At 39.2% G+C, this 13088-nt stretch carries 9 protein-coding genes; 4 read left to right on the forward strand and 5 right to left on the reverse strand.

All coding sequences use genetic code 11. The features are described from left to right. Positions 1–245: 245 nt before the first annotated feature. The 4 genes from F6K23_RS19390 to F6K23_RS19405 all read left to right on the forward strand — a co-directional run bounded on the left by F6K23_RS19390 (position 246) and on the right by F6K23_RS19405 (position 6989). On the forward strand, positions 246–2513 hold the full coding sequence (locus tag F6K23_RS19390) for an SdrD B-like domain-containing protein (protein WP_293158865.1): 2268 nt from the start codon (positions 246–248) through the stop codon (positions 2511–2513). Between the two features lie 895 nt (positions 2514–3408). Next, a complete protein-coding gene (locus F6K23_RS19395; RefSeq protein WP_293158867.1) occupies positions 3409–4299 on the forward strand; it encodes a hypothetical protein in 891 nt (296 codons plus the stop codon). A 439-nt stretch (positions 4300–4738) separates the two neighbouring features. Further along, on the forward strand, positions 4739–6808 hold the full coding sequence (locus F6K23_RS19400) for a serine/threonine-protein kinase (protein ID WP_293158868.1): 2070 nt from the start codon (positions 4739–4741) through the stop codon (positions 6806–6808). Positions 6809–6860: 52 nt separating this feature from the next. Then, positions 6861–6989 carry a hypothetical protein gene (locus F6K23_RS19405; RefSeq protein ID WP_293158869.1) on the forward strand — a complete coding sequence of 43 codons (129 nt, stop codon included), beginning with the start codon at positions 6861–6863 and terminating at the stop codon, positions 6987–6989. A 169-nt stretch (positions 6990–7158) separates the two neighbouring features. Here F6K23_RS19405 and F6K23_RS19410 read toward each other — a convergent pair whose 3' ends face one another. The 5 genes from F6K23_RS19410 to F6K23_RS19430 form a co-directional block, all read right to left on the reverse strand. Further along, the gene (locus tag F6K23_RS19410; RefSeq protein WP_293158870.1) at positions 7159–8334 is read right to left on the reverse strand and encodes an ATP-binding protein; all 1176 of its coding nucleotides are present in this window, start codon (positions 8332–8334) and stop codon (positions 7159–7161) included. 175 nt (positions 8335–8509) lie between these two features. Beyond that, positions 8510–10771, reverse strand: a complete 2262-nt coding sequence (locus F6K23_RS19415) for a hypothetical protein (RefSeq protein ID WP_293158871.1) — start codon at positions 10769–10771, stop codon at positions 8510–8512. A gap of 872 nt (positions 10772–11643) precedes the next feature. Further along, a complete protein-coding gene (locus F6K23_RS19420; RefSeq protein ID WP_293158872.1) occupies positions 11644–11850 on the reverse strand; it encodes a hypothetical protein in 207 nt (68 codons plus the stop codon). Positions 11851–12235: 385 nt separating this feature from the next. Further along, complete coding sequence (locus F6K23_RS19425) at positions 12236–12766, reverse strand: hypothetical protein (RefSeq protein WP_293158873.1); 531 nt, start codon at positions 12764–12766, stop codon at positions 12236–12238. Between the two features lie 18 nt (positions 12767–12784). Beyond that, a complete protein-coding gene (locus F6K23_RS19430; protein ID WP_293158874.1) occupies positions 12785–12994 on the reverse strand; it encodes a hypothetical protein in 210 nt (69 codons plus the stop codon). Between the last annotated feature and the right edge of the window lie 94 nt (positions 12995–13088).

The following is a 13088-nucleotide window of genomic DNA, read 5'->3' on the forward strand; positions in this document are numbered from 1 at the left end:
TTAAAGGTCCCGCGTGGAATTTTGATCAAAAGCGTGGTAGAGAAATTTTCTACCACATTGGGAGATACCCCCTCAGTAAGTTAATCTTGCTGTGCATTGTTAACAATTGTTAGCAAAATAGTATCGGTGACCAGGATCTGACCGGAGCTATTATTGTTTCCAATACCTCTGCGGATGGCAATGGCCAGCCAAATGGAACACCAGTCAGCATTGCAGCTGTTTGGGGACAAGATCCACCGCGCTCGTTGTCTGGTGATGGCGAAGCTTTAGATTTAGGAACGGCGATCGTGCCATTGGCGAATCCCGCTATTAATAAGGAAGCCGTTAGCGTTACCAATCCAGATGGTACCCCGGATAGCGATGGCATTGTAGACCAGGTTGGCGATGTCATTAATTATGAGATTGCGGTTAGTAATGCCGGTTTCCAAGACCTAACAGGTGTCGTGGTCACAGACCCCCTCTTAGGCGGAAATCTGAGTAACCCTGTTGAATCTATAAACAATGATGGCATTTTAGAGCGTGGAGAAACTTGGACTTACACAGGAAGCTATACAGTTCAGCAGTCTGACATTGATAGCAATGGTGGTGGTGATGGGGATATCGACAACATTGCCACAGTTGATACCGATCAGACACCTCCGAGCAGCGATTCTGAGGAAGTGCTGATAAATCTGAGCAGCATTAGCGGTAATGTTTCAGAGGATATTGACAACGATGACACTGGTGATGTCAACCTCGAAAACGTCACGGTGGAATTGCTTGATGACCAGGGTACAGTCATTCGTACTACCACAACGGATACCGATGGTAACTATGAGTTCACTGACTTAGAGGCGGGTGATTACACTGTTCGTCAAGTTAACTTGGGTGGCTATTCTGATGTCAGCGATACCGATCCTCCCAACGATAACTTGATTAGTGTTACGTTACCAGGAGATGTAGATTCCACGGGTAATGATTTTGTGGATGAGCAAGTTGGTTCCATTTCCGGTCAAGTTACCGATGAAAATGGCAATGGTCTCGGTGGCGTGACCATTGAGTTACAACTACCTGATGGTACACCGGTCGGTAGTCCGATTACGACTAATCCCGATGGTACATATGAGTTTACCGGTGTAGAACCTGGAAACTACAACGTCATTGAAACCAATCTACCGAACTACAGTGATGTATCGGAAGTAGATGGTGGTGATGATATGGACAATCCAGATAATGAGATTGTGAATAACATCCCGGTTACCGTAGACCCTGGTGAAGCAGATACTGGTAACGACTTTGTGGATCGGCAGCAAGCAGACCTATCTGTGGAGAAGACAGTAGATAATGCCAATCCCAATGTGGGTGAAGACATTACCTTCACCATTGAATTAAATAACGCTGGTCCCAATGATGCGACCAATGTAGATTTGGAAGACCTCTTACCTGATGGTTTAACCTTTGTTTCTGCTACTCCTAGTGAAGGTACTTATGACGAGGTAACTGGTCTTTGGGATGTAGGTACTGTCGAAAATGGTGATACGGAAACTTTAGAGATAACAGCAACAGTTGATTCTGCTGAGGCGATTGAGAATATTGCTCAAGTCACTGCTTCTGACCAGTTTGACCCTGATTCGACTCCGGGTAATGATGTACCTTCTGAAGATGACCAGGATAGTGCAACGGTTTCTCCAGAGGAAGTAGCAGACCTATCTGTGGAGAAGACAGTAGATAATGCCAATCCCAATGTGGGTGATGACATTACCTTCACCATTGAATTAAATAACGATGGTCCTAATGATGCCACAAGTGTGAATGTCGAAGACCTCTTACCTGATGGTTTAACCTTTGTTTCTGCTACTGCTAGTGAAGGTACTTATGACGAGGTAACTGGTCTTTGGGATGTAGGTACTGTCGAAAATGGTGATACGGAAACTTTAGAGATAACAGCAACAGTTGATTCTGCTGAGGCGATTGAGAATATTGCTCAAGTCACTGCTTCTGACCAGTTTGACCCTGATTCGACTCCGGGTAATGATGTACCTTCTGAAGATGACCAGGATAGTGCAACGGTTTCTCCAGAGGAACCTACTCCTAACATAATCGACGGTACCAGTGGTATGGACATGATTACAGGAACTGCAGGTGACGACATCATAACTGGCTTTGAGGGCCGGGATGAGCTAACTGGAGGTGGTGGAGATGACATATTTGTCTACACACAATTATTGGATCAACGAGATGACATAACTGACTTCCAGAGTGGTAGCGATCAACTTGATTTCCGTATTCTACTTGGGAATGAATCAAACTTCTATGACCAATTCCCAGAAGGAACTGTTCAAGATGCAATTGATAATTCATACATCAATCCCGTTGATTTGGGAGCATTTGGAATGGATGCAACATGGTTCCAAATCGACCCTGATGGGAACACTGGTGGACTAGTGCCAGAAAATATCGTTGTTCTGAATGGAGTTTCATCCATAAATCCTGACGGCAATGTGTTTAATCCGAACACAGATCTAATTGTCTAAGCTTCCTGTTACTTAGTTCCTTGAGCAGGTTTCACAGATAATCCGTTGGCTTCGGAGTAATATAATTCTGTTGATCGTCATACAATGTGTAAGGGCGAATGGCCATTCGCCCCTACAGTTCTTTAATACTGAATAATATCATGTTCGGATAATTACTTATAATAAAGTTTTTGTTTGTAGTTGGGCTTTAGCCCTTACAATGCTTAGTATTAGGACTAAAGTCCAACTACGAGCCTAATTATAACTGTTCTACCGAACATAATATAACACCGATGCTACCGGATTTGATATCACAGATAATCCGTTCCCAAGTCTGGTAGCAATTCTCATAGAGACGTTGCGTGCAACGTCTCTATAAATCTAACAATATGAACTCTGCGAACAGGAAAAAGAGCAGAAATTATACGCAAGCATTCTAGGAAATCATTTGCTATAATTTTTTTAGGTGCATTTGAGTAGGTTCACTTCAAGACATCCGAGAATATGAACTCTGCAAACAGGAAAAAGAGCAGAAATTATACGCAAGCATTCTAGGAAATCATTTGCTATAATTTTTTTAGGTGCATTTGAGTAGGTTCACTTCAAGACATCCGAGAATATGAACTCTGCGAACAGGGAAAAGAGCAGAAATTATACGCAAGCATTCTAGGAAATCATTTGCTATAATTTTTTTAGGTGCATTTGAGTAGGTTCACTTCAAGAAATCCGAGAATATGAACTCTGCAAACAGGGAAAAGAGCAGAAATTATACGCAAGCATTCTAGAAAATCATGTGCTATAATTTTCAGTTAAGGTAAACTTGAGTACCTTCAATAGAACACTCCACTCCATCGGTTTCCCATAATAGAACTTCAATCAACCCTCAATTTCTTTAATTAATTCAAATACAAAAATCATGTTCAAACTTTTATCAACTTATAAATCCGTTTTCCGTGGTATTTCCTTGCTTCCAGTTGCTACCCTCAGCTTACTGAGCTTAGGAACTCTAGCTTCTAAACCAGTTCAAGCAGCAGCATTTAACAACGGCAGTTTTGAATCAGAGTTCACTGGTTGGATGACTACTGGAGATGTTAGTACAGTAAGTACTTTCAATGGCTTCGATCCAACAGATGGCTCCTTTCAGGCTTTGTTAACCACTGCAGTAACTATCAGAGATGACGATGGTGTTGGTAATGGTGCATATAATTTTTCAGGTACTGATGCCACTCTTGCCATTGTCAACGACGACGTAGACGGTCAACCACAAGCTCTACTACAAGCATTCTTGGGTTTAGATAATGATGCTTTACAAATTGATACACCTATAACTGCTTTCACTGGGATTCAATTAGATTCTAAAGAAGGGTCAGCGATCAAACAATCTTTTTCTTTCGAGCATGATTTTAATCTGAGTTTTGATTGGAAGTTTCTTACTAACGATGGAAACACAACTGGTCTATTTCCTCTTCCTGCAGACCGTGCGATTGTAACTATATTTGACGGCACAGGTACGGTGATTGAGACTTTTGCCCAAAGTGAAGGTAATTTCCCTGCACCAGGTTCCCTGACATCACCTGAATTTGATAAAAAATCTCAAGGAACATTCTCAAAAGCTCTTGCTGCTGGTGATTACACAGTGGGTATAGCAGTTTACGATTTAGATGGAACTGATAAGACCTCAGCTTTACTGATTGATAATGTTGTTGTAGACAAGTTATCTGTCAAGACTCCTGAACCAGTTAATATTTTAGGAATAATGGTAGCTGCTGGTATTGGTTATTTGACAAAGCGTCGCCGGGATAATTAAACTCCTAGTAGGTTTCTCAGAAGGGCGTTGAATGAGGGGGCTAAACCTGCACCTGCTGTTATTAGTGGAACCTAAAAACCCGGTTTCTTGAAGAAACCGGGTTTTTTTTCAACTCCAATTAATATAAAACGCGAACATTATAGACAAGTCATAGGTGAGTCTTGGTTGGGCTTTTTCGGGAGAAAAAATATATGGAAAAATACATTTGTTTTGACAAATTCAGTAGTTTTACTTAGGTACTATGATTCTTTCTCCTTTCTGCCTTCTGCCTTCTGCGGGGGTGCTTAAAATTGTTTGGGGTTTGTAGAACGAAGTGGCCGGTTGTTAACTATCCATAAGTAATTTTCCATTCTGCCTTCTGTCTTCTGTATTCTTCAAGTTTGTAGCTAAAATCTAAGAAATACTATCATAGAACAAATATGCTAATTGATTGCTGATTATGAATCCTCGCATCAATTCTCACAGCCAAAATCCAGAAGACCCTGACAATAACATTGTCAGTAAAAATGAGACAATAGGTGGATTATCAAATTGTCCACCCATACTCAAAGAACGCTACCAAGTAATCAAACCCTTGGGCGAAAGTGTCTGGAGCCATACATTTCTAGCCGTTGACCAAGACAAACCTTCCAAACCGCCGTGTATTATTAAGGAGTTTGTCAACCTAGACGACAGAAAAGACCTAGTTTTTCAGGGTCAAGAAGTTATTCCGACCTTTAGTTGCAACCCAGTACAACTAGACAAAATCGGAAAACATCCCCAGATTCCAGAACTATTAGCCTCTGTAGAACATGATGGCCATCGTTATCTGGTACAAGAGTACATCGAAGGCCGTGATTTGGCCACAGAACTTATAGAAGATGGTGTCTTTAGTGAACATAAAATTTGGCAAATATTAAACCAGTTGTTGCCAGTCTTAGAGTTTATCCACGACCATCACCTGATTCATGGGGATATTAAACCAGAGAATATTATTTGTCGGACAAAACCAGAAACAAATACTCAAGAATTTGTTTTAGTAGATTTTGGTGTGACAATTTCCGCTACTGGAGATTTATTATCAATAGGTAGTATTAATGGTTCTGCTGAATATGCTGCCCCAGAACAAACAAAAGGGAAAGTCTACCCCAACAGTGACATTTATAGTTTGGGAGTAACTTGTCTCCACCTATTGACTATGGTTTCACCCTTTGAACTATTTGATATTAAAGCAGATAAGTGGGCGTGGCGAGACTATTTAAAACATCCCATTAGTCGCCATCTGGGTCGGATTTTAGACAAAATGGTACAGCGAGACCATCGTCAACGCTATCAGTCTGTGGCAGAAGTTATTAAAGATATCAAATATGGACCAACACCCGTAGATGTTATTCTACAGAAACCACGGTGGACTGTAACTGCTTGGGGAGCAGCAGCGATCGCTCTGTTATCTTTAGTTATTAGTTCTCGCTTACCATCTCCCCAAACTCAGCCATTATCTTCATCCAATAATATTCCTAAGTTAGAACCAAGGCCACCTCAACTAAAAGTAGATGATTTTGACTCTAGTATTAGTACCCTCCCTCCCATATCTCCATCTACGGGAATCATAGACCGACTTTCCCCACTGCAAACTTTGGCGACTACTTCTGGCCCAGTTTGGTCAATCGCAGCTAGTCCTAATGGTCGTATTATTGCCAGTGGCAGTACGGATGGAAATATTCAACTATTACATCTGCGTAGTGGTAAAAATCTGGGTAAATTATCAGGACATGATGGACCTGTGTGGTCTGTTGCTGTTAGTCCCGACGGTCGTACTCTGGTCAGCTCTAGTAGTGATAGTACGATTAAAATTTGGAATATCTACAGTGGTACTTTGAAAAATACATTGTATGGTCATCTGAAGGATGTGTTTTCTGTAGCTATTAGTCCAGATGGAAATACTATTGCCAGTGTGAGTAAAGATAAAACTATTAAATTGTGGGATTTGAATAGTGGTTTACTTTTATATACTCTTTATGGACATTTAGATGAGGTTCAGTCTGTTGCTTTTAGTAGCGATGGTAAGACTCTGGCTAGTGGTAGTAATGATGGTACTGTTAAGCTATGGGATTGGCGTTATGGTAGATTATTACGCACACTCAGAGGACATGATGGGCCAGTATGGTCTGTTGCTATTAGCCCAGATGGTAAGACTTTAGCTAGTGGTAGTTGGGATAATACGATTAAACTTTGGGATTTGGACAGCAATAGTCCCCGACGAGTTATTAGGCGTTCTCAACGTACTTTGATTGGTCATTCGGAGAAAGTACAGTCTCTCGAGTTTAGTCCAGATGGTAAGACTCTAGCTAGTGGAGATTTTGGCGGTACAATCAAACTCTGGCAAATAGACACAGGTGGTTTGATGGGAACGCTGAAGGGACATTCGGCTTGGGTGAATTTGACTTTTGACCCTAGAGGCAAAACTCTGATTAGTGGTAGTTTTGATGACACGATTAAGGTGTGGCGTTTTTCTCCTTCTAGGTTCTAGTTTTTTTTAACCACGGCTATTATCAATATTTGAATTAGAGCGATCGCTACTTTTGTCAGTTTATACTTGGGCAAATGAAAGGCGATCGCTTTCTCCAGAAGGAAGAAGGAAGAAAGAAGAAGGAAGAAGAAGAACTGAAGTTGAAGGAGAAAGTTTTTTATCACTAATTATCCGGACATGATATTAGCGATCGCTTAATTATTTGTAGATTAATATTTTTGCAGTTGCTAATTTGTTAATCTTCTTTTTTAGTCTAAAAAATCGTACATATCTGTCGAAGTATTCCGTAGGAAATTCTGGCTCCTACTCTTACCAAAAGACTTTATTCAGCAAACCCTAATTATTAATTATTAATTATATTTAACCCACTGTTCAAATATTTTTGCTCCAATTTTATACTGCTCATCGTCAATTTTTTGAATTACTCCTGTACCAGCTAATACCTCAAGAGCGTCTGCTATTTCTCCAATACTTAAATCAATTTCTTGAGCTAGAGATTCAGTTGTCCCCATTCTCTTTTCTATCAATTTTAAGTAAACCGATCGCTCAATTGCACTAAAACTATAACTCTTTTTTTTATTATCCCACCAAGCAGAAAAATCTCCATCATACTGACGAATTAAGTTGTTCATTAAAGCATCCATTACATAAGATTGATCGGAATTTTTATAATCAAAAATTGTGTTGAGTAATTGTTGAATCAAATAAGGATGACCCCCAGACCATTCAATTATTTGCTCAATTTCTTCGTGAGTGAGGAAAATATTTTCAATTTGACGACGGTAGGCAATTAGTTGTTGCATATCTGCCTCTTTTAATGCTCCTAACCATTCTACTTCAGCAATGTTAAGCAGGGGAGAACCAACTTTTTGTTGATAATCTTTTAAGTCTTGATAACCAGAAAAAATCAAACCGACAAATGGTTTGAGAGCAGTGTCAGTATCCTTCAATGCTCGGAGGTAACTCCAAGCATCGTTTGCCCATTCCTGACTCACAATAAATTCTGCACCATCTATTAAATAGCAAACACCCACAAAATTTTTCTTTTGCAAAGATTTCAGTATTCTTAGTAAGTCTTGGCGAAAATCTTCATTTATCAAGCGACGTTCGTAGTCTGGGTTAGTCACTTTTAGGGAAATACCTACTTTTTTTATCTCTCCTCCCGAAATTTGTCGCAGTAAACGACGGTAACTTTTACGCCAATGAGATAACCTACCTTCTTTATATTCTGCTAAAGCTTCTTGGAGACGGGCAATCATTAAATAGCGCAGATGGTCTAAATTTTCTGGTCGCTCTTGTTGCAAGTTGAATAACACTGGAAATGCTCGGTAGTCGGAATTGCTAGAGGTCAGAAACCGATGTTGAATCTCATTTAACAAGCTGGTTTTTCCCAGACGATGACCTCCTAATAAAATGCGTACTGAAAAAGGCGATCGCTCAATAGCTTTCAAAATATCATCTCGCCCAAAAAAGTAACGGGTGTCTGATATTGGCAGTTTAAAATCTGGTCTTACCAAAGTTGTCACTCTTAAAGCTCCTATTGTTTAAAAAAGTGGTCAGCAGTCAGGGGTAATCTTATTTCTTTTTCTCCTTAAAAGCAGAGACTTTCAACTTTTGGGGATTAATTATCAATTATCCATTATCAATTATCCATTATCCATTGGTAACGGGTGTCTGATATTGGCAGTTTAAAATCTGGTCTTACGAAATTTGCCATTCTTGCACCTCCTGTGGTTTCATTTGCATCCGCAACCATTGAGACAGAAGCGGTAATTTTATTTGATACTCATCTTCTTCTCCTGACTCTTGCTGTAGGATTAAACCAACTGATTCTAACCACAGCAAAGCATCCAAACACTCACTTTCTGTGAATTGATTTTGCAGTTTTTTCAGTATACCAGATGATGGAATTCCTGACTCAAGTTTTTCATTGCAAGCAAGCAACCGAATAATTGCCATTGCTGACTGAAACTCCCGTTTTTCTATATCGCTCCAAATATTTTGCCCGCAGTAATCTTTTAATACTCCTGAATAAGTGAATGGTTTGCTCAAATAACGTTGGGCATCAGCAAACTGGATATTACTTTCATTCTCTTTTGCTACTTTCTTGCACAATAAACTTGCTAATTGCCGAGAGACAAAGGGATGTCCGCCACTTCTAATATGAATTTCACTCTGAGTTTCTTCGTCAAAAGTAATTCCCATTAAGTTTCCAATATCAGTCAACATTCGAGTCGTTTCATCCGCAGAAAAGGGTACGACAAAAATTTCCTTGAAAAAGTTAAACACAGGATTAGTGGGTACATTAGGTTGCTTCCATTGATTGATGCGGTTAATATCTGGATGAACATCCGCCACCAGTAGGGAAAGAGAACGTTTTTCCTGACTGACTGCTCGTAAAGCTCCGAAGAAAGCATTGCACTCCTCCGCTCGCTCCTTTGCATCTGTCTCAGTGGGAATGATGCGATCAATTTCATCTAGAAAAATTAGAATGGGAAGTTGATAACCGACTTCAGTGAGTTGTTGAGTCAAATTTTGCAACTGTTGAGTAAATTCTGTTGTGAGATGGGCAGCAGGGCGATCGCTATCAAATAATTTAGGGTGACTCACCATTTTTGCGGAACGGGACTCAATTAGTTGAAACAGTTTTGACAAAATTTGATTAAACAACTCTGCACCATAATGTGGTTTGCTGCCGTAAGTTTGCAAGTCAATATGAACTAAAGGATTTTCTCGCATTGCAAATCCCAATTGCAACAACAAGGAAGTTTTCCCAGACTTGCGCAAACCAAAAATGCCAATACCTTGACCTCGACGTAGATTTTCTTCCAAACGTTGTAGTAGTTCCCCTCTACCAAAAAATGTGAGAGTATCGCCGATGGCATTGCGGTCATCAAATAGGTCTGCTCCTGGTAAATAGCGTTCTGTGTAATCAGCTAAAAGTCCTGAAGATTCTTTCTCCTCTTGTAGTGATTTTTCCACTGCTGTTAGAGGAATGGGAATGAGGATAAAGCGATCGCGCAATCTTACTTCCGCCATTCGCAGTCGGAAAAGAATATCTGGAGGTTCCCGATAGAAAATAATTCCTGCTTGTTGTTGGTTGGATTTTTTCATTTTGGTTGCTTGTTGCACTAGATCGACTACATCTTGAGCATCAGGTTGTTCTATTGCTAGGGAGACAGGTATGGGAATGTAGGATTTTAGCTTGCCTGCAGCAGAGGTGATTTGCAATCCATGTTTACCATTGTCGCTAGTTGTTGCCCCTGCTTTTTGCAGAAATTTTTGTACCTCAACTTTTAATCTATCTGTCGCTTCTTGAGCTAATTGCTGAAATGCTAGATTTCGCACCTCAACTTTTAATCTATCTGTCGCTTCTCGATCTAATTGTTGAAATATTAGATTTATTACTATATCTACAAATTTATTTTGAAATGTGATTATAATCCGACGTAGAAATAAATTCGGGCGATACTGTAGATACCAGAATAGTACACCTCCAGCTAACACTATGGAACTTAAAATTAGGAACACAACTCGGCGGAAATTTCTAGCATAATGACTTCTAATCTCTGACTTATCATCAGGTTTTGAGATTTGACTATTGATATATCGGTCAAGTGATTCCCTGATATTCTCAAATTCATCCTTAGACTCCTGAGATTCCTTAAAATCTGGATGATAACCCATATAGTTTTCAAATTTCAAAACACCTTGAACATTTGCTTTGCCAATTTCTCCCATTCCAAATTCTTTTAAGAATATAGCTTCCAGTTTCAAAGCAGAATCATTAGGCTCTGGATCGGGATATTGTTCCTCTAGTTCCTTCACTTTTTGTGCAATTTCCCTATCAATCTCCTTTTCTAACAGAGAAGCTAGAAGATTTCCTCCTATCATCCAGAGCGCCACCAACCCGATGACACTAAACACCAACCAACGAAAAAATGTGAGTTTAGATTTAAACATGACGACAACAGAAAGTTCAAAAGTTTAAGAAAGCTAATTCTATCAAGTCATTATTAAGTTTACCTCACTATACAAACAGGTAAAAATTCCTATTGCGACATACGCAATAAAACCAACAATAGAACTGAGTAAAAACTCCTATTGCGACATACGCAATAAAACCAACAATAGAACTGAGTAAAAACTTCTATTGCGACATACGCAATAAAACCAACAATGGAACTGAGTAAAAACTCCTATTGCGACATACGCAATAAAACCAACAATAGAACTGACAGGACTTATGCGCGGACACTAAATCGAGAGGGCGAATGGCATTCGCCCCTACAGATGACGTTTTCAAGGTGAATTTGCGTAAGTCCTGACTGAGTAAAAACTCCTATTGCGACATACGCAATAAAACCAGAAATGGAACTGAGCAAAAACTCCTATTGCGACATACGCAATAAAACCAGAAATAGAACTGAGTAAAAACTCCTATTGCGACATACGCAATAAAATCAGAAATGGAAGTGAGTAAAAACTCCTATTGCGACATCCGCAATAAAACCAGAAATGAAACTGAGCAAAAACTCCTATTGCGACATACGCAATAAAATCAGAAATGGAAGTGAGTAAAAACTCCTATTGCGACATCCGCAATAAAATCAGAAATGGAAGTGAGTAAAAACTCCTATTGCGACATCCGCAATAAAACCAGAAATGGAAGTGAGTAAAAACTCCTATTGCGACATCCGCAATAAAACCAGAAATGAAACTGAGCAAAAACTCCTATTGCGACATACGCAATAAAACCAGAAATGAAACTGAGCAAAAATTTCTATTGCAACATCCGCAATAAAAATCGTGCTATTGAATGGATTTGATATTAGTTAGTCGTCTGGAAATTGCCAACAAGAAATACGTTCGATATGGGAACTTTTGCAGCTCGGACATATCTCTTCAAATGAGGAATCTACCCATTCATATCCACAGTTGTGACAATGACAAAAGATATTATTAGTATTAGCTAACTCAATTTTTTTCTGCCAAGCTTGCAATAATGAAATATCTTCTTTTTTATTATTAGTTTCTGACATTTCTCTTGATGATATTCAAATTAAGGCGTTGCTGAATTGAAGTATGAATGCGTGATTGTTTGGTTCTGGTCAAACCCCATAAATCCCCTAATTTTGGGGGACTTTTAGAGTCTTATTCCCCCCAATTTTGGGGGGCTAGGGGGGCAAAATCATACCCAGAATCACCAACACCTCAAGCCCCCGCGCATCCCCCATTTTGGGGTACTTTTAGAGTTTTATTCCCCCCAATTTTGGGGGGCTAGGGGGGCAAAATCATACCCAAAATCAGCAACACCCAAATTAAAATATAGAACTACAGGATAATAATTGGTAATATAAAGCATACAAAACTTTTGAAAAGTCACATTAATAACTTCTGACTTCTGACTTCTAACTTCTGACTTCGTTAACTCTTTCCTAACCAAGCAAAAGCTCGACGCAACTCAGCAGTGCCATTTTCTTCATACCATTTTCCGTGAGATAAAATAATTTTTTGAGGCTCCCATTTTAACATCTGCTTGAAACAGTCACGAGCTTGATTTTTTCGCCCCCAAAATGTTGCTCGCAAATCCAGTGGTGTTTTACCATTTGGAGCTGCACAACCAATCAACTTTATTAGAAAACCAAATTTTTTACTAACTTTATCCAGCTCAAAATTTTCAATCAAATCTGTCAAAATAAGTGTAGAACTTTGGCGATGAAAAAAAACTACTTCATCCATAAATCTACTACCTCTAAAAATTAATTGAGCAATTTCTTCTGACCATTCAATAGGTGCTTCATCTGCTAAAAAAGTATGAAAAGTCACCTCAATTTTCTGTTGTGCTGCTCGTTCTAAAACTCCTGGTGATGCCCATGCAGTAGCTTCTGGATAAGCTTTTGCCCAATTATGAATGTAAGTATAATGAATTTTGTTAGGTGAAATTAAGTGACGCACTACACCTAATTTATCAATTTATGCTTTTAATTGTGGGGTTAATTCTACAGGAGAATGACACCATAATTCACCATTTTTTAGTCGCACAATTGTCATGCGTGTAGGAAATGGAATCCTGGTTCCATACATTGCCATTGTGACAATTCCTCCATCAACAATCCAAATGTTTTCATCTACTATTTTAGGAACATTAATTGGTTCATATAAATCGACAATATTTTTACTCATAGGAAATTTTTTTTTTAGTTTTATCCTTAAGAAGGAAGAAGTAAGAAGGAAGAAGTAAGAAGGAAAAATATTGCTCTGAACTTTAAGCTTTTGA

The sequence above is a fragment of the Okeania sp. SIO2C9 genome (assembly GCF_010672455.1).
Lineage (GTDB): Bacteria > Cyanobacteriota > Cyanobacteriia > Cyanobacteriales > Microcoleaceae > Okeania.

What these genes read in the sequence shown, in the direction of transcription:
- F6K23_RS19395 (WP_293158867.1), top strand. Translation starts at nt 3,409, where the DNA reads ATGTTCAAACTTTTATCAACTTATAAATCCGTTTTCCGTGGTATTTCC.
- F6K23_RS19400 (WP_293158868.1), top strand. Translation starts at nt 4,739, where the DNA reads ATGAATCCTCGCATCAATTCTCACAGCCAAAATCCAGAAGACCCTGAC.
- F6K23_RS19415 (WP_293158871.1), bottom strand. Translation starts at nt 10,771, where the DNA reads ATGTTTAAATCTAAACTCACATTTTTTCGTTGGTTGGTGTTTAGTGTC.
- F6K23_RS19420 (WP_293158872.1), bottom strand. Translation starts at nt 11,850, where the DNA reads ATGTCAGAAACTAATAATAAAAAAGAAGATATTTCATTATTGCAAGCT.
- F6K23_RS19430 (WP_293158874.1), bottom strand. Translation starts at nt 12,994, where the DNA reads ATGAGTAAAAATATTGTCGATTTATATGAACCAATTAATGTTCCTAAA.